General features: G+C 71.9%; 23 protein-coding genes. 11 read left to right on the forward strand and 12 right to left on the reverse strand.

Going from position 1 to position 23,232, the window contains the following annotated elements; all coding sequences use genetic code 11:
- Positions 1–2: 2 nt before the first annotated feature.
- On the reverse strand, positions 3–866 hold the full coding sequence (locus tag ACYVOO_RS12215) for a helix-turn-helix domain-containing protein (RefSeq protein WP_461015669.1): 864 nt from the start codon (positions 864–866) through the stop codon (positions 3–5).
- A gap of 212 nt (positions 867–1,078) precedes the next feature.
- On the opposite strand from ACYVOO_RS12215, the gene ACYVOO_RS12220 reads away from it, so the two are divergent.
- Positions 1,079–1,492: an ATP-binding protein gene (locus ACYVOO_RS12220; RefSeq protein ID WP_461015670.1), complete on the forward strand. Its 414-nt coding sequence runs from the start codon at positions 1,079–1,081 to the stop codon at positions 1,490–1,492.
- Positions 1,482–1,796 carry a hypothetical protein gene (locus tag ACYVOO_RS12225; protein ID WP_461015671.1) on the forward strand — a complete coding sequence of 105 codons (315 nt, stop codon included), beginning with the start codon at positions 1,482–1,484 and terminating at the stop codon, positions 1,794–1,796. Before ACYVOO_RS12220 ends, ACYVOO_RS12225 begins: the two co-directional genes overlap by 11 nt.
- Positions 1,797–1,830: 34 nt before the next feature.
- Here the strand turns inward: ACYVOO_RS12225 and ACYVOO_RS12230 are convergent, their stop codons facing one another.
- Both ACYVOO_RS12230 and ACYVOO_RS12235 read right to left on the reverse strand, forming a co-directional pair.
- Positions 1,831–2,421 carry a TetR family transcriptional regulator gene (locus ACYVOO_RS12230; RefSeq protein ID WP_461015672.1) on the reverse strand — a complete coding sequence of 197 codons (591 nt, stop codon included), beginning with the start codon at positions 2,419–2,421 and terminating at the stop codon, positions 1,831–1,833.
- A 52-nt stretch (positions 2,422–2,473) separates the two neighbouring features.
- A complete protein-coding gene (locus ACYVOO_RS12235; protein WP_461015693.1) occupies positions 2,474–3,478 on the reverse strand; it encodes an aldo/keto reductase in 1,005 nt (334 codons plus the stop codon).
- Positions 3,479–3,714: 236 nt separating this feature from the next.
- On the opposite strand from ACYVOO_RS12235, the gene dusB reads away from it, so the two are divergent.
- The 3 genes from dusB (at position 3,715) to ACYVOO_RS12250 (ending at position 6,779) form a co-directional block, all read left to right on the forward strand.
- A complete protein-coding gene (gene dusB, locus ACYVOO_RS12240) occupies positions 3,715–4,857 on the forward strand; it encodes a tRNA dihydrouridine synthase DusB (protein WP_461015673.1) in 1,143 nt (380 codons plus the stop codon).
- 106 nt (positions 4,858–4,963) lie between these two features.
- Complete coding sequence (locus tag ACYVOO_RS12245) at positions 4,964–6,052, forward strand: zinc-dependent alcohol dehydrogenase family protein (RefSeq protein WP_461015674.1); 1,089 nt, start codon at positions 4,964–4,966, stop codon at positions 6,050–6,052.
- 199 nt (positions 6,053–6,251) lie between these two features.
- A complete protein-coding gene (locus ACYVOO_RS12250) occupies positions 6,252–6,779 on the forward strand; it encodes an SUKH-4 family immunity protein (RefSeq protein ID WP_461015694.1) in 528 nt (175 codons plus the stop codon).
- A gap of 61 nt (positions 6,780–6,840) precedes the next feature.
- Here ACYVOO_RS12250 and ACYVOO_RS12255 read toward each other — a convergent pair whose 3' ends face one another.
- From ACYVOO_RS12255 to ACYVOO_RS12270, 4 genes are all read right to left on the reverse strand, one after another.
- Positions 6,841–8,832 carry an amylo-alpha-1,6-glucosidase gene (locus tag ACYVOO_RS12255; protein ID WP_461015675.1) on the reverse strand — a complete coding sequence of 664 codons (1,992 nt, stop codon included), beginning with the start codon at positions 8,830–8,832 and terminating at the stop codon, positions 6,841–6,843.
- On the reverse strand, positions 8,829–10,316 hold the full coding sequence (locus tag ACYVOO_RS12260; protein ID WP_461015676.1) for an MGH1-like glycoside hydrolase domain-containing protein: 1,488 nt from the start codon (positions 10,314–10,316) through the stop codon (positions 8,829–8,831). Before ACYVOO_RS12260 ends, ACYVOO_RS12255 begins: the two co-directional genes overlap by 4 nt.
- The gene (locus ACYVOO_RS12265; protein WP_461015677.1) at positions 10,313–11,113 is read right to left on the reverse strand and encodes a sugar phosphate isomerase/epimerase family protein; all 801 of its coding nucleotides are present in this window, start codon (positions 11,111–11,113) and stop codon (positions 10,313–10,315) included. Before ACYVOO_RS12265 ends, ACYVOO_RS12260 begins: the two co-directional genes overlap by 4 nt.
- A gap of 79 nt (positions 11,114–11,192) precedes the next feature.
- Positions 11,193–12,239, reverse strand: a complete 1,047-nt coding sequence (locus ACYVOO_RS12270) for a zinc-dependent alcohol dehydrogenase (RefSeq protein ID WP_461015678.1) — start codon at positions 12,237–12,239, stop codon at positions 11,193–11,195.
- A 126-nt stretch (positions 12,240–12,365) separates the two neighbouring features.
- On the opposite strand from ACYVOO_RS12270, the gene ACYVOO_RS12275 reads away from it, so the two are divergent.
- The 6 genes from ACYVOO_RS12275 to ppdK all read left to right on the forward strand — a co-directional run bounded on the left by ACYVOO_RS12275 (position 12,366) and on the right by ppdK (position 21,192).
- Positions 12,366–13,784, forward strand: coding sequence for an ABC transporter substrate-binding protein (locus ACYVOO_RS12275; RefSeq protein ID WP_461015679.1), 1,419 nt, complete (start codon positions 12,366–12,368; stop codon positions 13,782–13,784).
- A gap of 101 nt (positions 13,785–13,885) precedes the next feature.
- Positions 13,886–14,890: a carbohydrate ABC transporter permease gene (locus ACYVOO_RS12280; RefSeq protein WP_461015695.1), complete on the forward strand. Its 1,005-nt coding sequence runs from the start codon at positions 13,886–13,888 to the stop codon at positions 14,888–14,890.
- Positions 14,887–15,795, forward strand: a complete 909-nt coding sequence (locus ACYVOO_RS12285; protein ID WP_461015680.1) for a carbohydrate ABC transporter permease — start codon at positions 14,887–14,889, stop codon at positions 15,793–15,795. Before ACYVOO_RS12280 ends, ACYVOO_RS12285 begins: the two co-directional genes overlap by 4 nt.
- Before the next feature lie 62 nt (positions 15,796–15,857).
- Complete coding sequence (locus tag ACYVOO_RS12290; RefSeq protein WP_461015681.1) at positions 15,858–17,078, forward strand: ROK family transcriptional regulator; 1,221 nt, start codon at positions 15,858–15,860, stop codon at positions 17,076–17,078.
- 42 nt (positions 17,079–17,120) lie between these two features.
- Positions 17,121–18,038 (forward strand): Gfo/Idh/MocA family protein, encoded by a 918-nt coding sequence (locus ACYVOO_RS12295; protein WP_461015682.1) that lies wholly within the window; start codon positions 17,121–17,123, stop codon positions 18,036–18,038.
- A 400-nt stretch (positions 18,039–18,438) separates the two neighbouring features.
- The gene (gene ppdK / locus ACYVOO_RS12300; RefSeq protein WP_461015683.1) at positions 18,439–21,192 is read left to right on the forward strand and encodes a pyruvate, phosphate dikinase; all 2,754 of its coding nucleotides are present in this window, start codon (positions 18,439–18,441) and stop codon (positions 21,190–21,192) included.
- Between the two features lie 351 nt (positions 21,193–21,543).
- On the opposite strand, the gene ACYVOO_RS12305 is transcribed toward ppdK, so the two are convergent.
- From ACYVOO_RS12305 to ACYVOO_RS12325, 5 genes are all read right to left on the reverse strand, one after another.
- A complete protein-coding gene (locus tag ACYVOO_RS12305; RefSeq protein WP_461015684.1) occupies positions 21,544–22,032 on the reverse strand; it encodes a hypothetical protein in 489 nt (162 codons plus the stop codon).
- Positions 22,033–22,048: 16 nt separating this feature from the next.
- Positions 22,049–22,237: a hypothetical protein gene (locus ACYVOO_RS12310; protein WP_461015685.1), complete on the reverse strand. Its 189-nt coding sequence runs from the start codon at positions 22,235–22,237 to the stop codon at positions 22,049–22,051.
- Positions 22,234–22,512: a hypothetical protein gene (locus tag ACYVOO_RS12315; protein ID WP_461015686.1), complete on the reverse strand. Its 279-nt coding sequence runs from the start codon at positions 22,510–22,512 to the stop codon at positions 22,234–22,236. The genes ACYVOO_RS12310 and ACYVOO_RS12315 overlap by 4 nt, the downstream gene beginning before the upstream one ends.
- A complete protein-coding gene (locus tag ACYVOO_RS12320; protein ID WP_461015687.1) occupies positions 22,509–22,784 on the reverse strand; it encodes a hypothetical protein in 276 nt (91 codons plus the stop codon). The genes ACYVOO_RS12315 and ACYVOO_RS12320 overlap by 4 nt, the downstream gene beginning before the upstream one ends.
- Before the next feature lie 38 nt (positions 22,785–22,822).
- The coding region (locus tag ACYVOO_RS12325; RefSeq protein WP_461015688.1) for a hypothetical protein at positions 22,823–23,232 on the reverse strand (410 nt) is incomplete at its 5' end.

The raw sequence follows: 23,232 nt of genomic DNA on the forward strand, positions 1-23,232 counted from the left end.
GGCTACGAGTGCTCCTCGGTTACGTCGTCCATAGCTCTGCGGAGGAAATCCAGGCTTTGCGCCGGGGTGAGGGCGGTGGCCTGGAGCAGTTCGAAAGCATGCGCGTACTGGGTGATGGTCTCAGGGTCTTCCGCCACGGCGATGTTGCCGCGAGTGTCTTGGCCGACGGCGGTGGGCGACCACTCGCCATCGAACGACAGCATGATGAAAGAGGGCGAGCACCTTGTCGCCGACCACTCAGTGGTGGGCAACACCTGCAAGGTCACGTGGCTCTCCTGGGCTGACTGCAACAAGCTGGCGAGCTGACCCCGGTGCACGGCCGAGGACGGCATGGGCGTGACGAGGGCCGACTCGCCGATGACGACGGCGAACCGTGTCCCCAACGTCTCCACCTTCTGCCGTCGTTCCTGCCTGACTTTCACTACCTGGTCAGCGGTTCCCGGGTCAGTAACGCTCGGATTGTCGTTCACGAGGCATCGCGTGTAGTCGGCGGTTTGCAGCAAGCCAGGGATGAGCAACGGCTCCCACGAGCGGATATGCGTAGCGTCTTCTTCCAGTGCTACGTAGTCCCCGAAGCTGTCCGGAACGGAGTATTCGAACCACCAGCCGCGCTTGTTGGAGTCACGCGCGAGCTGTTCCAGGTGCTGGTGCACCTTGCGGTCCTCGATGCCGTACAGCTCAAGCATCAGTCGCACGTCACCGGGACGTGCCGAGACCTGACCGGCCTCGATGCGGCTGACCTTGGCCTTGGAACCGGCGATGTATTCGGCGGCCTGTAGCTGGTCGATCTTGGCGGCCTCACGGAACCGTCGAAGGGTCGCACCGAGGCGACGGCTCCGCACGGTAGGACGTCCACCTGCGGGCATGTCCCCTCCCTCACTGAGCGTGTCCAGTCTGTATCGCAACGGACGGTACACGCCAGTGAGTTGGATCAGAGAGTGAATGCAACTTCTCGCTTTAGTTCGATTGCATGGATCGACGTGTTCCGGCTAGCGTGAGTTGCGTCACTCAGCGTGCCGCTTTCGGCGCAAGGGGTGATCAAGGTTCTGCCTGCCCACAGCCCCCACCGGGAGGCCCCATGTCCGGGCGCACGCACACCACCCGTTTCCGTATCCGCAAAGCGGCCGTCGCCGAGGCGCGCCGTCACGTCGAGGCGTTACTCGTCGAGTGGCGGCTCGGGCACCTCGTCGAACCGGCCACCCTCGTCACCAGCGAGCTGGCCACCAACGTCGTGCTGCACGCACAAGGCATCGCGGACTACTTCGAGCTGACCGTCCGGCGCAGGGACGGCGTGCTGATACTGGAAGTGGCCGACTCCTGCACGTGGGAGATGCCGGAGTTGCGGAAGCCCGAGCCGGAGGACATCGGCGGGCGCGGGCTGCTGCTCGTGGACGCGTTCGCGGAACGGTGGGGGGTACGGCCGCGTGCCGGGGCCGGGAAGACCGTGTGGGCGCACCTGGCCGTGAGGGGCGGTGCGGGCGATGAGGCGTGATCTGCTGCTCCGGCCAGGGTGGTGGTGCGAGGCGCGCGTCGTGCACGAGGACGGGCGCGCGTACCGGGACGCGTGCCGGGCCACCGGCCCCGCGCACGCCGCGATGTGGATGTGCACCGACGTACGCACCCTGCTGCCCCGCCTCGACGCGGCGGACGCCGAACGCGCGCACCGCTGGCTGCGCGAAGACGGCGCGCCCCGCGTCTTCGAGGCGACGGCCGACGCCGGAGCCGTCCGCTACACCTGGAGCGTGCGCAGGGTGCTGTTCCTGCACGTTCCGCACATCTCCCGTGTGCGGGGGTGACACCGCCGATGCGAGACCCGCGGCCGTCAGGCAGTCACGCCGCCAGGCCCCGCAGGATCATCGTGCGGACCGCCGCGAACTCGTCCTCGATGCCGGGCCGGGACCACTCCGCCGCGTGGGCCGGATCGTGGAAGCGGGCCGTCGCGTCGAAGACCGCGCGGGCCACCTCCGAACCCGTGCCGATCAGCTTCGAGGAGAAGGCGCCCTTCAAGCGCCCCTCGTCGATGATCCGGGCGATCTGATCGACCAGCTCATTGATGTGGCGCTCCACCGCGCCACTGTGCTCCCTGACCAGGACCAGGTACGTGGCGAACAGCTCCGGCTCGTCGCCCGCCTTGCGCCGCTTCGCCTCGAACAGGCTCGTCAGCCAGCGGTCCAGGCGCTTGTCCGCCTGCCCTGGCCCGGAGGTGAGCGACGCGAGTTCCTCGCTCGTACGGGACAGCCAGCGCTCCGTGACCGCCTCGCGGAGCGCCGACTTGGTGCGGAAGTGGCGGTAGACGCTGCCGTGCGTGACTCCCAGCTCGCGCGCCACGTCCACGACGGTGGCCTTCGCCGCGCCGTACCGGCGAAGGACTTCCTCAGTCGCGGCGAGGATGCGTTCGGGGGTCAGTGATTCCGTCGCCATCGGCTACCTCGGCTCTCGTATACGGGCAGGGCGCTCGCGAGCCCGCGCGTGGCTACTTCTCGCTGTCCAGGTGCGCCATCTGGTTTGCCGGATAGCGGTCACCCGCCGCGGCGTCCACGGGGACGGCGCGTTCGATGGCGGCGAGATCGTCGTGATCGAGCGTAACGTCCGCCGCCGACAGCGACTCCGCCAGCCGCTCGCGGCTGCGGGCGCCGATCAGCGGAACGATGTCCTCGCCGCGGGAGAGCACCCAGGCGATGGCGGTCTGCGCGACGGTGAGGTCCTTGGCCGCCGCGATGCCGCGCAGCGTCTCGACGAGGTCCAGGTTGTGCTGGAGGTTGTCGCCGGTGAAGCGGGGGCTCATGCCGCGGAAGTCATTGGCGGCGAGCTTGCGGTCCGGTGACCAGTGGCCGCTGATGAGGCCGCGCGAGAGCACCCCGTACGCCGTCACGCCGATGCCCAGCTCGCGGCAGACGGGCAGGATCTCCGCCTCGATGCCGCGCGAGATCAGCGAATACTCGATCTGGAGGTCGCTGATCGGTGCGACGGCCGCCGCCCGGCGGATGGTCTCCGCGCCGACCTCGGAGAGGCCGATGTGGCGTACGTGTCCCGCTTTGACCAGCTCGGCGATGGTGCCGACGGTCTCCTCGATGGGCACGTCGGGGTCGAGACGGGCGATGCGGTAGATGTCGATGTGGTCGGTGCCGAGGCGCTGGAGGGAGTAGGCGACGAAGTTCTTGACCGCTGCCGGGCGACCGTCGTAGCCGGTGAAGCCGCCCTCCACGGTGCGCAGTGCGCCGAACTTCACGCTGGTCAGAGCCTGTTCGCGACGGGCAGCCGGGGCGGTGCGCAGGGCCTCGTTGATCAGCAGCTCGTTGTGGCCCATCCCGTAGAAGTCGCCGGTGTCGAGGAGGGTGACGCCCGCTTCGAGCGCGGCGTGGATGGTGGCGAGCGACTCCGCCCTGTCCGCCTCGCCGTACAGCGCGGACATGCTCATGCAGCCGAGGCCGAGCGCGGAGACGGAGGGGCCGTGGGTGCCGAGGGTACGGGTTCGCATGGTCTGCATGGGGTTCTCGCTCCTTCGGGGCGGGTGGGGTGACGTAAGCAAGGGTGACATGACAGATGACAGATTTCAATATCTGTTATCTGTTATCTGTTAATTGTTATCTGTTACCTGTCACCCGTGATCCGTCACCCGTGATCCGTCCCTCTCGCACCCCGTCCCCCGCACCCCACCCCATGGGGGACAATGGGAGGTCTGTCCATGCCCGTACGCCTGGGAGAAAGCACGTCATGACGCCGCAGCTCCAGATCGGTCCCCACAGCGTCCAGCCGCCGGTCGTGCTGGCGCCGATGGCGGGGATCACGAACGCGCCGTTCAGGACGCTGTGCAGGGAGTTCTCGGGCGGCAAGGGGCTGTTCGTCAGCGAGATGATCACCACGCGGGCTCTGGTCGAGCGCAATGAGAAGACCATGCAGCTCATCCGCTTCGACGAGACCGAGCGCCCCCGTTCCATCCAGCTCTACGGTGTGGATCCGGTCACCGTCGGCAAGGCGGCCCGCATGATCGCGGACGAGGATCTGGCCGACCACATCGACCTCAACTTCGGCTGCCCCGTCCCCAAGGTGACCCGCAAGGGCGGCGGCTCCGCGCTCCCGTACAAGCGGCCGCTGCTGCGCGCGATCCTCCACGAGGCCGTCGGCAACGCGGGCGGGCTGCCCGTGACGATGAAGATGCGCAAGGGGATCGACGACGACCACCTGACGTATCTCGACGCGGGCCGTATCGCCGTCGACGAGGGCGTGACGTCCATCGCCCTGCACGGCCGCACGGCGGCCCAGCACTACGGCGGCACCGCCGACTGGGACGCCATCGCCCGCCTCAAGGAGGCCGTCCCCGAGATCCCCGTGCTGGGCAACGGCGACATCTGGTCCGCCGACGACGCCCTGCGCATGGTCCGCGAGACCGGCTGCGACGGAGTGGTCGTGGGGCGCGGCTGCCTCGGGCGGCCCTGGCTGTTCGGGGACCTGGTGGCGGCCTTCGAGGGCAAGGGCCAGGAGGCGTACGCGCGCCCCGCGTTCCGCGAGGTCGCGGACGTGATGGTGCGGCACGCGCGGCTGCTCGGGGAGTGGCTGAACGACGAGCCGCGCGGCGTGATCGACTTCCGTAAGCACGTCGCCTGGTACACCAAGGGCTTCTCCGTCGGCTCCGAGATGCGCAAGCGGCTGGCGGTGGCGTCGTCGCTGGAGGAGCTGCGGTCGCTGCTGGACGAGCTGGACCTCGACCAGCCGTGGCCCTCGGCGGGCGCCGACGGGCCGCGCGGCCGAACGAGCGGGCGCAACCGCGTCGTCCTCCCCGACGGCTGGCTGGACGACCCGAACGACTGCGCCGGTGGCGTCGGCGAGGACGCGGAACTGGACACGTCGGGCGGCTGACGGCTCACGGGTTACGGCTCAGGGCTGGCGGCGCCGCGACGCATCGTCGTGCCGCTGACCAGCCCGGACCGACGTCCGTCGGGCCCGCGCTGCGATACTTCCGCTTGTGAAGGCGATTCTCTACGAGGAGTTCGGGCAGATCCCCGAACTCCGCACCGTGCCCGACCCCACCCCCTCCCCGACAGGTGCCGTGATCGAGGTCGCGGCGACGGGGCTGTGCCGCAGCGACTGGCACGCGTGGCGCGGCCACGACTCCGGAGTGGGGCTCCCGCACGTCGGCGGGCACGAGTTCGCCGGGACGGTGGTGTCCGTGGGCGCCGAGGTGCGGCGGCCGTGGGTCGGGCGCCGGGTGACGGTGCCGTTCGTGTGCGGCTGCGGCACGTGCGCCGAGTGCGCGACGGGCAACCAGCAGGTGTGCGAGCGGCAGACCCAGCCGGGGTTCACACACTGGGGCTCCTTCGCCGAGTACGTGACCATCGAGCACGCCGACGGCAACCTCGTCCCCCTCCCCGACTCCCTCGACGCGGCCACGGCGGCGTCGCTCGGCTGCCGCTTCGGCACCGCCTTCCGCGCCGTGCTGCGCCAGGGCCGGGCGAGCGCCGGTGAGTGGGTGGCGGTGCACGGGTGCGGCGGGGCCGGGCTGTCGGCCGTGATGATCGCGGTCGCGAGCGGGTGCCGGGTCGTCGCCGTCGACATCTCGGCCGACGTGCTCGCCTTCGCGCGGGAACTCGGCGCGACGGCGACGGTGGACGCGTCCGCCGTACCGGACGCGGGGGCCGCCGTCACCGAGATCACCGGCGGGGGCGCCGCGCTCTCCCTCGACTGCCTGGGGCACCCGCAGACGTGCGAGGCGTCCGTACGGAGCCTGCGCAGGCGCGGCCGTCATGTGCAGGTCGGGCTGATGCCGCCCGAGCGGGGCGCGGCGGCGGTCCCCATGGACCGGGTGGTCGCCTACGAGCTGGAACTGCTGGGCAGCCACGGCGTCCAGGCGCACGAGTACCCGGCGATGCTCGCCATGACCGAGGCGGGTACGCTGCGTCCCGACCTCCTCATCAGGCGCCGGATCGGGCTGTCCGACGGCCCGGAGGCGCTGACGGCGATGGACGCGCCCGTGCCCGGGGTGCCCGGCGTGACGGTCATCGACGTGGGCGGTGACGTGGCTGGCGGCGCAGAGTCAGAGACGGACGGGGCTTAGCCGCCGCCGCTTCTGATGGCGGCACACCGCACAGGGCCGACCGGTGCGTCCAGCGAGTTCGTTCGAGTTCGGAGTCACGGCAGTGCTTTTCGACGTCACCCGCGGCGGACTCGCCGGCATCTTCGGCGAGGACCGGCTCACGACCCTGCCCGCCACCGCCTTCCCGCCCGCCGTCGCGGAGACCTAGGGCGCCCGCCTTCTGCGGACCGTCGGCGTCCCCACCGGGACGCTGTGGCTGCGTGAGCCCGACGAGGACGACGGCCTGCTGCCCCTCGTCCAGGACGTCGTTGACATCGAGGACTTCGCGGATTCCGGAGACGTCGCGGACATCGCGGACGTCGCGCGGGACGCGGGCGAATGGCCCGTCATCGCCTGGCTGCTCAACGCCCACCTCGCCCTCGACCCCGGTTCCGGCAAGGTGTACGCCTTCGACGCCGACGAGGAGACGGTGCGGGAACTCCACACGGACGTCTCCTCCCTCGTCCAGGTCACCCTCCGCTTCCAGCGCCTGCTGGAGGAGTTCACCTTCAGCGGTGACGACAGCGACGAGGAGGCCGACTTCGCGCGTCTGGACGGCGAGGTCGCGCGCATTCGCCGTGAGGTGAGCGGCATCGACCCGCTGCCCTTCCAGGACGACGAGACCGTCTGGTGGGTGGTCGGCGAGGAGATCGCCGCAGGTCAGCGCTTCCAGGGCGACAGCCCGGGAGGCCGCTCGCTCTACGGGTGACCGCCCGCCGCCCGCCGGGAACGACGTCGTCGCCGGGTCAACCCCTCGCCCCCTCGCCCTCTCACCGCAGCGCCGTCCGCAGGGCAAGCGGTGTCGCGGCGGCCCACGCCTGCGGGGAGCAGGCGTGGGGGTAGGGGACGGGGTCCGGGTGGTCGTCGCGGCCGTAGCCCGCGAGGACCTCGGGGAGCCGGTAGCCGTGCCGGGACGCCGCCTCGATGAGGCCGTGCGCGACGGTACGGGCCTCCTTGTGGAGGCCGTAGCGGGCGAGGCCGAGGGTGATGAGCGCGTTGTCGTGCGGCCAGATGCTGCCCCGGTGGTACGAGAGCGGGTGGTACGGCATCTGGCCTGCGGCCAGCGTGCGGATGCCCCAGCCCGAGAAGAAGTCCGGTTCCAGCAGCCGCCTGCCCACGGTCTCGCCCGTGTCCTGGTCGAGGATGCCGGACCACAGCAGGTGCCCCGCGTCCGAGGCCAGCGCGTCCGCGCGGCGGCCCGAGCCGTCCAGGGCGAGGGCAGGGAAGCGCCGTTCGGGCAGCCAGAAGTCGGCGGCGAACCGCTCCCGCAGTGCCCCGGCCGCGCGGTCCAGGCGGTCCGCGTACGCCGCGTCGTCCCACACTTCGCGGGCCAGCGAGGCGGTGCGGCGCAGCGCGTCGTAGGCGTACCCCTGCACCTCGGCCACCATGACCGCGCCCTCGGGGCGGCGCCCGTCGGCGGCGCAGACGGCGCCGGGGGAGTCCTTCCAGTTCTGGTTGGCGAGGCCGCCCTCGTGCGCCTGGTAGGCGAGGTAGCCGTGCGCGTCGAGCCCGCCGTACGTGAACATCCACTCCACGGCGGCGCGCGCCTGCCCCTCCAGCCGCCGCGCCAGTGCCCTGCCCGACTCACCCGTATCGCCGGGCTCCCGCGCGTAGGCGCTGAGCAGGACGAGATAGAGCGGGGTGACGTCGACGGAGCCGTAGTAGCGCCCGTAGGGGACCTGTTCGAAGAAGGCCAGCTCGCCGTGGCGCACCTCGTGCACGATCTTGCCGGGCTGGGCGAGCCGCGCCGGATCCTCGTCCCGTGCCTGGACGGCCGAGAGCGCGAGCAGGGTGGCCTCGGCCAGCGCGGGGCGGTAGGGGAGGGCGAAGAGGGAGGTGAGGAGCGAGTCGCGGCCGAAGAGCGTGAGGAACCACGGCACTCCGGCGCCGGGCACGCGCAGTGCCTCACCGTCCGGGCCGTACGCGGTGACCCGCAGCCCGGCGAGGTCGACGAGGCCCTGTTCGCAGGCCCGGTCCAGATCGGTCCACCCGGTGACCGTGCCGTCCCCGGTGCCGTCCCCTGTGCCGTTCCCGGTGCCGCCGCTCGTGCCCGCGAAGTCGGCGACGTCGGCGGACAGCCGCGCCGCGACGGCGGCCGGGTCGCCCCCGTCGTCGGACGCCGCCGGTTCAGGCGCCCCGTGCGGCAGCGCCGTCACGCGCAGCTTCAGCTCGGCCGTGCCGTGCGGGGCAAGGTCCAGTTGCCAGCACAGTTGCCGCGCCGGGCCGCCCGTCAGCTCGACCGCCTCGGGTTCGGGGTCGGCGGCGACGGTCGTGCGCGAGTGCCACTCGCCGCGCCGGTAGCCGAACTCGACGCCGTCCGGGTGCGCTTGACGGGTGCGTACGGCGTGCGGCTTCTCGTACCAGCGGTGGTCGGAGCGCAGCTCGAACTGGTCGGCGAAGTCCGCGTCGGCGGTGATCGCCAGCCGCGCCGTGACGGGCTCGCCGAGGTTGCTGGTGAGCCGGATGCGCTCGACCAGCGCGCCCGCCGCGACGGCCTGTTCGCGGAAGACCGTGTAGGCGGGCGGCTCCTCGCGGGTGCCGTGCGGGGTCAGTACGGAGGCGGCGACGGCGCCCGTGCCCGCCGGGACGAGGACGGTGGGCGCGCCGCCGTCGAGCGTGAGCTGCCAGCGGCTCAGATGGCGGGCGTCGCGCAGGAACAGCCCGTCGGGCGCGGTGCCCCGCGCGCCCGTGATGTCACCTCCCGGGCCGAGCAGGGCGAAGGTGCCGTCGTGGACGAGCAGGCGTTGGTCCGTAGCGTTCATCGCTTCTGTCCCTTCTCGGACATGGATGCGCGGTCGGGGGCGGGGGCGGGTGCGTGTTCCGCCGCTGCGAGCAGGTCGAGCGCGAGCGCGGCCGTCCAGCCGAAGTCGCGGGTGCCGCGCGCCCGCCCCGTGTACGGGTCGAGGTACTCGGCGAAGCCAGAGGAGGCGGCGGCCGACAGCGCGGAGGCGCGCAGCGCGTCGGCGCTCGCGGTCTCGCCGTGCTGGCGCAGGCCGCGCTCCAGCAGCCAGTTGACGTTGAACCAGGCGGGCCCGCGCCAGTAGCGGTACGGGTCGAAGGCGTGGCCGCGCAGGTCGTAGCTGGGCAGCAGCCGTACCCGGGTGCCCAGGCCGAAGTGGTCGCCGCGCACCGTGCGCAGCAGGGCCGAGGTCACCTCGCGGGGCAGCCCCGGGGCGAGGAGGGGCAGCAGCCCGGCCGCGCTCCGCTCGGGGATCAGCCGTCCCCCAGCCGCGTCTCCGGGGTCCCCGACGAGGTCGCGGCACAGGAACTGGCCCGCCTCCGGCTCCCACAGCCGCTCCACCAGCGCCTTCGTCAGCCTCCGCGCGCGCTGCCGGTGCGGCGCTGGGTCGGCGCCGAGGGACGTGGCGATGCCGGTGAGGGCGTGCTCGGAGGCGATCAGCAGCGCGTTGACGCCGGGGTCCTCGACGGCGAAGGCGTGCGCGCGCCCTCGCGCCTCACCCGGCACCACTGCCCCGCCTCCGTCCCGGTACCCGCCGTCCCGGTAGTCGGCGGCGAGGCGGACGTAGCGCCCGTAGTCGAGGTCCGTCGGGCGGTCGTCGGGCGCGCCGTGGTCGAGGTCGGCGCGGCGGAAGGAGCCGGGCGCCGCTGGCTCGACGCGCTCCAGCGGCGCGTCCCAGCACGGGCTGTTGTCCATCCCCGGCTCCCAGGGGTGGACGATCGCGGCCAGCCCGTGCCCGCCCAGGTCACGGTGCTCGGTGAGGTAGCGGTGCCAGGCGGCCAGTCGCGGATACACGCGGGCCAGGAAGCCGCGCCGTCGGGAGAGCGCGGGGTCGGACTGGTGGACCAGCCACGCCGCGAGCGCGTGCACGGGCGGCTGGACGATGCCGGAGGTCTCCACTCCGCGTGGCGCCCCCGCGTCGGCCCCGGCGGTGGAGGAGCGCCAGAAGTCGGGGCTCGGGAAGTAGGCGCCGAGCGGCACGGAGGGGTTGAAGACGATGTGCGGGATACGCCCGTCGCCCCACTGCGCGCTCAGCAGCGTCTCCAGCTCGCGCTGTGCACGCAGCGGCGACAGATGGCGCAGCCCGATCGCGATGAACGCCGAGTCCCAGCTCCACTGGTGCGGGTAGAGGCCGTGGGAGGGGACGGTGGCCGCGCCCGTCCAGTTGCGCAGCAGCACCCGGCGTGCCTCGCGGCGCAGCCCGCGACGGGCGGCGGAGCGCGCCGCGCGGGGCGGCGCCGCCAGGAGCGCGGGCCCCGGTGACGGTGACGGCGAGGGCGGTGTCATCCGGCCGCCCGCGCGAGGAAGGGGGGAATGGAGCGAACGGCCTGCTCGGGGTCCCCCGTCAGACGGCACTCGACGGCGAGATGACCCTCGTAGCCCGCCGCCTCCAGCGCGCCGAGCCACGCCGCCCAGTCCAGATGCCCGGCGCCGGGCTGGAAGCGGTTGGAGTCGCTGACCTGTGCGTGCCCGATGTAGGGGGCGGCGGCGACGATCGCGCCCGGAGGGTCCGCCTCCTCGATGTTCATGTGGTAGCTGTCGATGCCGATGCGGACCGAGTCAAGGCCGACGGCCTCGATCAGCTCCGCCGCGTGCTCCAGCCGGTTGACCATGTGGTCCTCGTAGCGGTTCAGCGGCTCCAGGAAGAGGGTGACGCCCTCGGCGCGCGCGTGCTCGCCGAGGGCGGTGAGCCCGGCGAGCAGCACCTCGCGGTCGGCCTCCTCGTCGCGGGGCGGCGTGAAGGGGGGCAGGCGGCGCGAGAACATGCCGTACGAGGCGGGCGTCTGCGCGCCCACGCCGCCGAGTTCGGCGATGACCGAGAGCTGCGACTTCAGCTGCGCGACGGCGTCGCGGCGCAGCTCCTCGTCGAAGGCGCCGATGAAGTGGAGCATGTCCACGCACACCGTCGGCATGACGACGCCGTCAGCCGCCGCCTTGCGCAGCTCGGGCAGCCGCTCGCGGAAGTGGAAGTCGCCCTTTCCGCGCAGCTCTATCGCGTCGTAGCCCGCGCCGCGCGCGAACTCCCACTTCTCCTGGAGCGTCTCCCCGGCCAGTAGCTGCTCCTGGCAGGCGGTCTTGAACATGCTGGGGCCTTTCCACGCGGTGCGGCGGCGGTACGGGGGTGGGTGTACGGGACGGGGGCCGGGCGTCGGCCGTCTCAGCTCAGAACTCCAGCACGACCTGGAGCGCTTCTTGCGGACGCTCGTCCAGCAGGCGGTACGCGTCGGCCGCCTCCTCCACCGGCACGACATGGCTGACCAGCGACTTCACCTCCACCTTCCCCTCGGCCACCAGCCGCAGGAAGGTCCGCTGGAGCCGTTCCACGCTCCAGCGCCCGGCCAGGTGCGGCGGCACGCCGCCGATCTGGGAGCAGATCAACTGGACGCGGTTGTGGTGGAACTCGTCGCCGAGCCGCAGTCCAGCGCCGTCGCCCTGGTAGAAGCCGGAGGCGACGACGCGCCCGTCGACGGCGACGGAGCGCAGCGCCTCGTGCAGCGCCGGGTACGCGCCGCTGATCTCGATGGCGGCGTCGGCGCCCAGGCCGCCCGTCGCTTCCCTGATGCGCTCGGCGACGGCGTCCGTGCGGGCGTTGAGCACGCGCTCAGCGCCGTACTGGCGGGCGGTCTCCAGGCGGACGTCGAGCGCGTCGACGGCGGTGACGCGCGCGCCGCTCAACTGGGCGAGGCGGGTGGCGAGCAGGCCGATGACGCCCTGCCCGAACACGGCGACGTCCTCGCCGAGATGGAGCCCCGCGCCGAGCACCGCGTTGTACGCGATGGCGCCGACCCGCGCGAACGCGCCCGCCAGCGGCTCCAGTCCGGCGGGCAGCGTGTGCCCGGCCATGCGCGCCGCGGGCACGATGCCCTCGCTGCGGTGGCCCCAGATGCCCCACACCAGGTCGCCAACGGCCGGCATGTCCGGTGTGTCCGTCAACTCGGGGGAGACCTCGGTGACTTCGCCGACCTCGGAGTAGCCCCAGCCCGCGACGGGATAGGAGATCCCGGCGGCGCCGTCCTGGAAGAGGCGGGCCTCCGCGTCCCAGGTGCGGGTGAGGTAGGGGTTCGTGCCTCGGTACGCGGTCAGTTCCGTGCCCGCCGATATGCCCGAGTAGCGGGTGCGGACCCGCAGATGGCCGGTCGGCAGCGGTTCGCGCTCGTGCTCGGCGACCTCGACATCACGGGGGCCGACGAACTGGACAACTCGCTCCACAAAGGACTCCGAAAGGCGATGGCTCCAGTAGTTCCGTCGAAGATACATCAGGGTTACGTCTTGTTAACAGGCAAAAGTGGTGCTGAGATGCATGCCAAATAAACGGAAGTCGTGTGAGGACGTGGCATGCGGATGTGGTCCCGACGGTCGAGAACGGGCGCGGCAGGGCTCGCGGCGGCACTGACCGCGGCCCTGCTGGCGGGCTGTTCGGCCGGGCAGGCGGCAGGCGAGCGCGCCGCGCCGGACAAGAAGATCACGGTGTGGACGCAGGAGAACCTGCCGGCGCGGATGGCCGCCACCCGGGAGGTCGTCGGGCGGTTCGAGAAGCGGAGCGGAATCGACGTCGAACTCGTCGGCGTGGACGAGGGGCAGCTCCCGCAGCTCATCATGTCGGCCGCCGCCGCGGGCAACCTCCCCGACGTCATCGCCGCGCTCCCGCTGGGCCAGACCTGGCAGATGTACGCGAACGGGCTGCTCGACACGCGCCTCGCGTCGGACATCGTCGAGGACCTGGGCCCCGGCACCTTCAACGCCAACGCCCTGCGCCTCGCCTCCGACGACGGCACCCCGCTGGCCGTCCCCTCGGACGCGTGGCTCCAACTCCTCGTCTACCGCGCCGACCTGCTCAAGAAGGCGGGCCTGGCCCGGCCCGACAGCTACGGCGCGCTGCTCAAGGCCGCCGCGAAGCTGGACCGTGGCCGCATGGACGGCATCTCCGTGGCCAGCGACCCCGGCGACGTCTTCACCCAGCAGAGCTTCGAGAGCCTCGCCCTCGCCAACGACTGCCAACTGGTCGACGGCAAGGGCGACGTCACCCTGGACTCCCCGGCCTGCCGCCGCTCCTTCGCCGCCTACCGGACCCTCGCCCGCGACCACGGAGCCCCCGGCACCCAGACCCTCGACTCGACGCGCGCCACCTACTTCGCGGGCCGCTCACCGATGCTCGTGTGGTCCTCGTTCCTCCTGGACGAACTCTCGGGGCAGCGCGCCGACGCGACCCCGAGCTGTCCCGAGTGCAAGAACGACCGCTCGTTCCTCTCCGACAACAGCGGCATCGTCACCGCGCTCAAGGGCCCCGACAGTGAGGAGCCCGCGCAGTACGGGGAGGTCACCTCGTGGGCGGTGACCAGGACGGCGGAGCGGGACGCGTCGCGCGACTTCATCACGTACATGATGAACGCCGGGTACGAGGACTGGTTCGGCATGGCGCCCGAGGGCAAGATCCCCGTCCGCGAGGGAACGGCGGAGGACCCGGAGAAGTACACCCGCGCCTGGCGGCACAGCAGGCTCGGCGTCGAGGCGAAGGAGCGCAAGCGGCTCGACGCCATCTACCCGGCGGCCCTGCTCGACCAGCTCACCGACGGCGTGAGCCACATGCGCCGCTGGGGCATCGCACAGGGCGAGGGCGCCCTCGTCGGAGCCACCAACGGCGAACTGCCCGTGCCCAAGGCGCTCGGCGAGATGACCAGCGGAAACACCCCGCCCGACGAGGCGGCACGCAACGCCGACGAGGAAGTCGCCGCGCTCCGGGAGTCCCTCCAGTGACCGCCCCACGCGCCGAGTCGGCAGCGCGCACCGGGCCGGAGAACCGCCCCGAGCCCGAGCCCGCAACCCGCCCCGAGCCCGACGACCGAGGAACCGCCCCCATGCCCCCGCGCCCCCGCCCCGGCTCCCGCCCCGGCCCGCGTCCCCGCCTCAGCCGCCCCCGCCGGGACCTCACCGCCAGCGCCCGCGAGAACCGCGCCGGGCTCGCCTTCGTCACCCCGACCTTCGTCGTCGTCCTGGTCGTCGTCGTGCTGCCCATCCTGTGGACGGTGCTGCTGGCCTTCCAGCGCGCCAAGCTCGTCGATATCCAGGGCATGGGCCTGCTCGGCAACTGGTCCCTGGACAACTTCGGCAAGGTCTTCGGCTCGCCCGGCTTCTGGTCCAGCCTGTGGACCACGCTCGTCTACACCGTCGGCTCCACGGCGGGCTCCGTGCTCCTCGGCCTCGTCGCCGCGCTCGCCCTGCGCAAGCCGTTCCGGGGACGCGGGCTGCTGCGTGCGTCGATGCTGCTGCCGTACGTCGCGCCCGTCGTCGCCGTCGCCTTCGTGTGGGAGGTGGCGCTGAGCCCCCAGTTCGGCATCGTCAACGAGTGGGGCACCCGGCTGCTCGGCTGGGACCAGCCCCTCGCGTTCCTGTCCACCCGCTCCTACGAGGTGAGCCTGCTCGGGCTGCACTTCGACGTGCCGCTCGCGCTGCTCACCGTCATCGCCTTCGAGACCTGGCGCTACTTCCCCTTCGCCTTCCTCTTCCTCCTCGCGCGCCTCCAGGCGGTGCCGGACACCCTGGAGGAGGCCGCGAAGGTCGACGGGGCCGCGCCCACCCAGCGCTTCCGGCACGTACTGCTGCCGCAGCTCATGCCCGTGATCGCGCTGCTGTGCGTGCTGCGTTTCATCATGACCTTCAACAAGTTCGACGACATCTACCTGCTCACCGGCGGCGGCTCCGGCACGGACGTCGTGGCCGTACGGGTCTACGACTTCCTCACCGCGCGCTTCGACGTGGGCGCCGCGGCGGCCCAGGCCCTGGTCCTCGCCGTGATCCTCATGGCCCTGCTGGGCCTCTACTTCAGGTTCTTCGCCAAGCGGACGCAGGAGGAGGAGCGATGAGCGACGTGACGCACGAGGTGACGGCACGAAGGCCCCCGTTCAGCCGGGCGCGGTTCGAGGAGCGGCTGTTCGGCGTGCTGCGCCGCGTGGTGATCGCCTTCCTGGCCCTGATCACCGTCGTCCCCTTCCTCTACATGCTGCTGCTGTCGGTGAAACCCATCGACGCGCTGCTCCTCGACCCGGGACGGCTCTGGGTCTCCGCCGAGGAGTTCACCCTCGCCACCTACGAGGAGGTGCTGCGCCCGGTGTCCGAGGGCGGCCAGGGCTTCCTCGGCATGCTCGCCAACTCCGCGCTGGTGTCGGTGGGCGCCGTCGTCCTCACCATGCTCGCGGCGATACCCGGCGCGTACGCGATCAGCAGGCTGAGGTTCTTCGGAGGACGGCAGGTGAGCGCCCTCTTCCTCGCGGTCTACCTCTTCCCCGCGACGCTGCTCGCCGTCCCGCTGTTCGTGATGTTCGCGCGGATGGGGCTCCAGGGGAGCCTGATCGGGCTGGCGATCGTATACATCGCGCAGACCGTGCCCGTGTCGATCTACATGATGCGCAACTATTTCGTCACCATCCCCTACAGCATCGAGGAGGCCGCGGCACTGGACGGCTGCACCCGCCTCCAGGCCGTGCGCAAGGTGGTCCTGCCCCTGGCCCTGCCTTCGCTGATGGCCACCGGGCTCTACATTTTCATGATCGCGTGGAACGAGTTCCTCTTCGCGCTCCTCTTCCTCGCGGCGGCCCCCGACAAGTGGACGGTCTCCCTCGGCCTCCAGCTCCTCTCCAACGGGGTCGAGGTCTCCAAGACCGTGCTGATGGCAGGATCGGTGGTGCTGACCGTGCCCGTGGTGCTGCTCTTCTTCGCCGCTGAGCGCCTGCTGACCGAGGGGCTGACGAGCGGCGCGGACAAGGGCTGAGCGCGCACAAGGGACGGCGGCCGTCACGACACGGGGACAAGAGCTGAGGCGGGAACGAGGAGATGAACGGCAACCAGGCCAGCGCGGGCCATCTGCTGCGGCTCATCCGCGAGGGACGGGCCACGACACGCGGCGCCCTGCAACAGGCCACGGGCCTGTCCCGTTCCACCGTCGGCCACCGGCTCGACCAGCTCTTCGCCGCGGGCTGGCTGCGCGAGGGCGCGCCGCGGCCCGTCGAGGCGTCCACGGGCGGACGGCCCTCCACCCGGCTGGAGTTCGACCCCTCCCACGCCGTGGTCCTCGCCGCCGACCTCGGCACCCGGCACGCGAGCGCCGCCGTACTGGACCTGGCGGGCACGGTGCTCGCCGAGCACGCGGACGAGCTGCTGATCGGCGACGGGCCCGACGCGGTGCTCGACCGCCTCGGCCAGTGGTTCGCGACGCTCCTCAAGCGCGCCGACACCGCGCCCGGACGGGTCTGTGGCATCGGCCTGTCCGTCCCCGGACCCGTCGACTGGGCCTCTGGCCTGGTCATCCAGCCGCCGATCATGCCGGGCTGGGACGGCTATCCGCTGCGCGAGCGGATGCGTCAGGCGTACGCGGAACACGTCACGTCGGAGGGCGGCGAGGGCGGCCCGGCGCCCGTACCCGTACTCGTCGACAACGACGCCAACCTCATGGCCTACGCCGAGCAGCGGCACGGCCACCCCGACTGCTCCGCCTTCCTCCTCGTGAAGGTCTCCACGGGCATCGGCGCGGGCGTCGTCGTCGACGGGCAGATGTACCGGGGCATCGACGGCGGCGCGGGCGACATCGGCCACATCCGGCTGCACGACTGCGCGGACGCGCTGTGCATGTGCGGCTCCTACGGCTGCCTCGCCGCCGTGGCCAGCGGCCGGGCACTGGCCCGTCAGCTCACCGAGGCGGGTGTGCCGACCGCCTCGGGGTCCGACGTGCGCGCCCACCTCGCCGCAGGGCAGCCGGACGCGGTGCGGCTGGCCAGGGAGGCGGGGCGCAGGGTCGGCGAGGTGCTGGTCACCGTCGTGACGCTGCTCAACCCCGGGCTGCTGATGATCGCGGGGGACCTCGCTGGCACCCCCTTCCTCACGGGCGTGCGGGAGCTGCTGTACCAGCGCGCGATGCCCCGTACGACCGCGCATCTCCAGGTCGTCACCTCGCAGCTCGGCGACCGGGCCGGGCTGGCGGGGGCCGCGGCCATGGTGGTCGAGGACCTCTACGCCCCTGACCGCGCCGACGCACGCCTCGCAGCACCCCGCGCCTGACCCCCCGTCATCTCTCCTGCCCCCCCCTTCTGGAGCCGCACCGTGACCGAGCCGTGGACCGGCGACCCCGTGCGGGTCGGCCTTGTCGGGGCCGGGCCCTGGGCCCGCACCATGCACGCCCGCATGCTCGCCGCCGGGCCCGAGACCGCGCTGACGGCGGTGTGGGCGCGCAGGCCCGAGGCCGCTGCCGAGGTGGCGGCGCCCTACGGGGCCGCCGTCGCGGGCTCGTTCGACGCGCTGCTCGGGCAGTGCGAGGCCGTCGCCTTTGCCGTGCCGCCCGCCGTCCAGGCCGGGCTGGCCGTACGCGCGGCGCGGGCCGGAAAGGCGCTGCTGCTGGAGAAGCCGCTCGGGCCCGACCTCGCGTCGGCCCGTACCGTCGCGGACGCGGCCCTCGCGCACGGCGTGGTCACCCAGCTCGTGCTGACGAAGCGCTACCACCCCGAGACGCGCGCTTTCCTGGCGCGGGCCGCGGAGTTCACGGCCACCGGCGCCCGCTCCTGCTATCTGCACGGCGCCTTCCTCGGCGGCGAGCAGGCCACCTCCTGGCGCCTGGAGCACGGCGCGCTGCTCGATCTCGGGCCGCACCTGCTGGACCTGCTGGACCTCGCCGTCGGCCCGGTGGTCTCCGTGCGCGGCACCGGCGACCCGCGCCGCTGGATCGAGCTGACGTGTGAGCACGAGGGCGGGTCCGTCAGCCAGGCGTCGCTGTCGGGGGCCGTGGCGCTGCCGCGCGCCCGTACCCGGATCGAGCTGTTCGGGCCCGAGGGCGAGCTGGTCTACGACACGGCGGAGATCGACCACGACGCGTGCTGGCCGGTGCTGCGGCGCGAGTTCGCGGCGGCGGTGCGCGCCGGGCGGAGCCCGGACATCGACGTACGGCGAGGGCTGCGGCTCCAGGAACTGCTGGAACGCGCCCTGGTCCGGGCCGGGGCCGGAACCGGGGCCGGCGGCCAGGGGTGAATGTCCCGTTACGGGCGTGAGACGGCCGTCCGGATCGTGGGATGTGCGTACGGCCGAACGCGTGATTCTCGCCACCTTGATAAGGGGTGTGCTCAGATGAGCGCTCACATGTGAGCTGCATACCTCTTAGGAGCGAGCCGCGACTTTACCGACCCTTGATTCATGACCCGAACCGATGGATGACGCTCCGTGAGCGGTCGCGGATATGGTCATAGCAGAGCGGAGTGCTCCCTTCGACTTGTGAACCGCGAGCCAACTGCGCGGTTACCCGGTCGTCACTTTCGATCATTGGGCCTGGGGCGGTTACGGCCGTGTGACGTGCTGCTGGACGTACCTCAAAGCCTTTGATCTGGGTACGCTCCCCGCCGTCAGGGCAGCCGTCCACGAGGAGCCGAGTCCGATGCCGGTTCACGCAAAGAACACAGCAGGCGATGCAGCCGTAGGAGCCGCGGAGCAGCAGAAGCTCGTCTACGACTTCACAGAGGGCAACAAGGACCTCAAGGACCTCCTCGGCGGGAAGGGGGCCAACCTCGCCGAGATGACCAACCTCGGTCTCCCCGTCCCTCCGGGGTTCACCATCACCACCGAGGCGTGCAAGGTCTACCTCGACTCCGGGGACGAGCCCCCGGAGCTGCGCGACCAGGTGAGCGCTCAGTTGAGCGCCCTCGAAAAGCGCATGGGCAAGCAGCTCGGCCAGGCCGACGACCCCCTCCTGGTCTCCGTCCGCTCCGGCGCGAAGTTCTCCATGCCCGGGATGATGGACACCGTCCTCAACATCGGTCTCTCCGACGAGTCCGTGAACGGCCTCGCGCAGCAGTCCGGGGACGAGCGGTTCGCCTGGGACTCCTACCGCCGCCTCATCCAGATGTTCGGCGACACCGTGCTGGGCATCGACGGCGAACTGTTCGCCGAGGCGCTGGACGAGGCCAAGCGCGAGCAGGGCGCCGTCTCGGACGTCGAGCTGACCTCAGCGCACCTCAAGGCGCTGGTCGAGCAGTTCAAGGACATCGTGCTCAAGGAGACGGCGCGTGAGTTCCCGCAGGAGCCGCGCGAGCAGATGGACCTCGCCGTACGGGCGGTCTTCGACTCGTGGAACGGCGACCGCGCCAAGCTCTACCGCCGCCAGGAGCGCATCCCGCACGACCTGGGCACGGCCGTCAACATCTGCTCGATGGTCTTCGGCAACCTCGGCCCCGACTCCGGCACCGGCGTCGCCTTCACCCGCGACCCGGCCAGCGGCCAGCAGGGCGTCTACGGCGACTACCTCCAGAACGCGCAGGGCGAGGACGTCGTCGCGGGCATCCGCAACACCGTGCCGCTCGCCGATCTGGAGCAGCTCGACAAGAAGTCCTACGACGAGCTGATGACGATCATGGAGACCCTGGAGACGCACTACAGGGACCTGTGCGACATCGAGTTCACCATCGAGCGCGGCAAGCTGTGGATGCTCCAGACCCGCGTCGGCAAGCGCACCGCCGCCGCGGCCTTCCGCATCGCCACGCAGCTCGTCGACCAGGGCCTCATCGACGAGGCCGAGGCGCTCCAGCGGGTGACGGGCGCGCAGCTCGCGCAGCTCATGTTCCCGCGCTTCGACAGCAACGGCGGCGTCAAGGGCGCCGACCAGATCGGCTGGGGCATCGCGGCCTCGCCTGGCGCCGCCGTCGGCAAGGCGGTCTTCGACTCGTACACCGCCATCAAGTGGTCGCGCTCCGGTGAGAAGGTCATCCTCATCCGCCGCGAGACCAACCCGGACGACCTCGACGGCATGCTCGCCGCCGAGGGCATCCTCACCTCCCGCGGCGGCAAGACCTCGCACGCCGCCGTCGTCGCGCGCGGCATGGGCAAGACGTGTGTGTGCGGCGCGGAGGAGCTGGAGGTGGACACCAAGCGGCGCCGGATGACCACCTCGGGCGGGCTGGTGATCGAGGAGGGCGACACCGTCTCCATCGACGGCTCGACGGGGAAGGTCTACGCGGGCGAGGTGCCCGTCGTGCCGTCGCCGGTCGTCGAATACTTCGAGGGCCGGATGCACGCGGGCGCCGACGACGCCGACGAGCTGGTCAAGGCCGTGCACCGGATCATGGCCTACGCGGACCGCGTACGGCGGCTGCGCGTACGGGCCAACGCCGACAACGCCGAGGACGCCTCGCGCGCCCGGCGCTTCGGCGCGCAGGGCATCGGCCTGTGCCGCACCGAGCACATGTTCCTCGGGGAGCGGCGCGAACTGGTCGAGCGGCTCATCCTCGCCGACGCGCGCAGCGAGCGCGAGGAGGCGCTGAAGGCGCTGCTGCCGCTCCAGAAGGGCGACTTCGTCGAGCTGTTCGAGTCGATGGACGGGCTGCCGGTGACCGTACGGCTGCTGGACCCGCCGCTGCACGAGTTCCTGCCCGACATCACCGAGCTGTCGGTGCGGGTGGCCCTGGCCGAGTCCCGCCGCGACGCCAACGAGAACGACCTGCGGCTCCTCCAGGCCGTGCACCGGCTGCATGAGCAGAACCCGATGCTGGGGCTGCGCGGCGTGCGGCTCGGGCTGGTCATTCCGGGGCTGTTCACGATGCAGGTGCGGGCCATCGCCGAGGCAGCGGCCGAGCGCAAGGAGGCCAAGGGCGACCCGCGTGCGGAGATCATGATTCCGCTCGTGGGCACGGTGCAGGAGCTGGAGATCGTGCGCGACGAGGCCGAGGCCGTCATCGCGGAGGTCGAGAAGGAGCACGGCGTCGAGCTGAGCCTCACCCTCGGCACCATGATCGAACTGCCTCGCGCGGCACTGACGGCCGGTCAGATCGCGGAGTCGGCCGACTTCTTCTCCTTCGGCACGAACGACCTCACCCAGACCGTGTGGGGCTTCTCCCGCGACGACGTGGAGGCCAGCTTCTTCACCGCGTACCTGGAGAAGGGCATCTTCGGAGTGTCCCCGTTCGAGACGATCGACAAGGACGGCGTCGGTTCGCTCGTCCGCAACGCGGCGGAGGCGGGGCGGGCCACGCGTCCCGACCTGAAGCTCGGCGTCTGCGGCGAACACGGCGGCGACCCCGACTCCGTGCACTTCTTCCACGAAGTGGGGCTCGACTACGTCTCCTGCTCGCCCTTCCGCATCCCCGTAGCGCGTCTGGAGGCAGGCCGCGCGGCGGCGTCGGAGGCCCGCGAGGCGTGATGCGTGACGCGTCGACGCCGTGCTGACGGGCGGGGGCTCCGGTTCCGGTTCCGGCTCCCCGCCACGACCACGGCCACGGCTCACCGGCCGCGCCGGTCACGGTCAGCCCTGACCGGCCGCCGGTGCACCTCCGGGCCCACCCCGCCGCGCACCCACCCTCACCGGCGGCGGCACGGGCCCGGCACATAGAGAGGGCGGCACCTTGTGCGGAGGTGCCGCCCTCTCGGCTGTCTCGGCTGTGCGGTGCGGGGCCTGGCCCGGCCGTCCGCGCCGGGGCTGGGGTGCGGACGACCGGGCTGCGGGGCCCGTCCCCTGGACCGCTGCCGACGGTTCCCCCAGGGGACGGGGGTTCTATGGGGCAACGGTGACCAGTTGGAGGGTGCGTCCGCCGACGAGCGGTGCGGTGAGGATGACGGTGCGGCCCTGGTGTTGCAGTGCCTTGCCGATGCGTGTGTGGCGGGCGTGCCACCAGTGGCGGGGCGCGAGGAGGGTGGAGAGGCAGTCGCGGGTCTCCCCGTCGACGGTGATCCGTTCGCCCTTCTCGCGGAGGCGGAGGGCGTGGCAGGCGTAGCCGGTGAGGAGGGTGGCGAGGTTGCCTTCCATGATCTCGATGACCTGCCCGGACGGCATGGGGCGCGGGTAGCTGGTGAGGAACGCGGTCCCGTGCGGCAGCTCGTACATCAGGCGCACGGCGCGGTCCTGGATGCGGCGCATCACGAAGTGGGGCGCGTGGCCGTCGAGTACGGCCACGGGGAAACCAGATGACGTTGCCCACCCGTGGGGGTCGTAGAAGACGTCCTCGGGGTCGGCGGGGATGAGGACGGTGTGGTCACGCGGCACGGGGCTGCTCCAGGGCTCAGTGGTGGATGGCGGTGACGTAGACGAGGGTGACGATCAGCGCGGCGAGGACGGTGATGGAGGCGATCTGCTCGCGCCGTCCCGGTGGGCAGAGGGGGCAGGCGAGGACGGGCTGTTCCGGGCCGTGCCACTGGACGATGCGCCCCTCGGCGGTCCAGCAGCCGCACCGGCCACACACTCCGCTCACGGCGGGCCCACCACGCGCAGGGCGGGCGGCGGTTCGGCATCCGGCTCCGGTTCGGTGGCGTGGGCGGTTCGTTTTCCTGCGCCGGTGAAGACGGTGATGGCGCGGGCCACGGTCTCCCCGGTGACCTCGGCGCGGATCGCTGCGAGGGGGAGGTAGGCACCGTGCCCGGGGCACAGCCACACCGGCGCATGCCAGGGGTAGCGCGAGGTGGGCAGGTAGCGCACGACCGGGCCCACGTGGTCGTCGCCCTCCACCTCGCAGGCGTGGCCGGTCACCGTGCCGCCTCCGGCCTCGCGGCGCGGGCCTCGTCCTCGGCGGCGATCGTCTTCGCGCAGCCGTCGCAGACCTTCACGGGGACGGTGCGCGTACGTGTCTGCGGGCTGGCGCCCCGCTCATCACCCGAGTACAGGTCGAGGACGGTCCGTGTGCCGGGTGCCTGACGGCAGCGGAAACAGCGCTCGGCGGCCCGCCGCGCACAGTCGTCGCAGATCTTCACCGGAACGGTGCGCGGGGCCGCCGCATCCCCGAGTACGACGTAGATCTCCACCGTGCCAGGCCGCTGACGGCAACGGACGCAACGCGCGCTCACCGCCCGGCCCCACTCTCGCGGGGCCCATGCTCGGCCCGGATCACGGCGTCGAGCACCACGTACAGCAGCCGCGCATCCGTCAGCCCGTGCTCAGCCCAGCCCCGCGCCCAGTGCGTGAAGGCTGACCGCGTGCACCAGCCGGGCGGAACCGTCACATGCTGCGTGGTGCTGAGCAGTTGCACCCACGAGGTCTCGGGGATGACCCACCCGCTCGTCGTGCCGGGCGGCACCAACCACGTCAGACGGTTCCCGTACGGGTCCCGGATCACCGCACCCGACTCCCGCCCGAGCCGCGCCAGCACCCGATCTCCCAGATATGCGGGGACGTAGGGTCGGACCGGAGCGCCCTGTCTGTCTTGTCGGCAGGTGGGTTTCTCCGGTCCGCCCTCCGAACCGGACGTGCGAC

It is taken from the genome of Streptomyces daliensis (assembly GCF_054782395.1).

Coding starts and splice junctions, on each gene's coding strand:
- ACYVOO_RS12215 (WP_461015669.1), bottom strand. CDS start 866: ATGCCCGCAGGTGGACGTCCTACCGTGCGGAGCCGTCGCCTCGGTGCG.
- ACYVOO_RS12220 (WP_461015670.1), top strand. CDS start 1,079: ATGTCCGGGCGCACGCACACCACCCGTTTCCGTATCCGCAAAGCGGCC.
- ACYVOO_RS12225 (WP_461015671.1), top strand. CDS start 1,482: ATGAGGCGTGATCTGCTGCTCCGGCCAGGGTGGTGGTGCGAGGCGCGC.
- ACYVOO_RS12230 (WP_461015672.1), bottom strand. CDS start 2,421: ATGGCGACGGAATCACTGACCCCCGAACGCATCCTCGCCGCGACTGAG.
- ACYVOO_RS12235 (WP_461015693.1), bottom strand. CDS start 3,478: ATGCGAACCCGTACCCTCGGCACCCACGGCCCCTCCGTCTCCGCGCTC.
- dusB (WP_461015673.1), top strand. CDS start 3,715: ATGACGCCGCAGCTCCAGATCGGTCCCCACAGCGTCCAGCCGCCGGTC.
- ACYVOO_RS12255 (WP_461015675.1), bottom strand. CDS start 8,832: ATGAACGCTACGGACCAACGCCTGCTCGTCCACGACGGCACCTTCGCC.
- ACYVOO_RS12260 (WP_461015676.1), bottom strand. CDS start 10,316: ATGACACCGCCCTCGCCGTCACCGTCACCGGGGCCCGCGCTCCTGGCG.
- ACYVOO_RS12265 (WP_461015677.1), bottom strand. CDS start 11,113: ATGTTCAAGACCGCCTGCCAGGAGCAGCTACTGGCCGGGGAGACGCTC.
- ACYVOO_RS12275 (WP_461015679.1), top strand. CDS start 12,366: ATGCGGATGTGGTCCCGACGGTCGAGAACGGGCGCGGCAGGGCTCGCG.
- ACYVOO_RS12280 (WP_461015695.1), top strand. CDS start 13,886: ATGCCCCCGCGCCCCCGCCCCGGCTCCCGCCCCGGCCCGCGTCCCCGC.
- ACYVOO_RS12285 (WP_461015680.1), top strand. CDS start 14,887: ATGAGCGACGTGACGCACGAGGTGACGGCACGAAGGCCCCCGTTCAGC.
- ACYVOO_RS12290 (WP_461015681.1), top strand. CDS start 15,858: ATGAACGGCAACCAGGCCAGCGCGGGCCATCTGCTGCGGCTCATCCGC.
- ppdK (WP_461015683.1), top strand. CDS start 18,439: ATGCCGGTTCACGCAAAGAACACAGCAGGCGATGCAGCCGTAGGAGCC.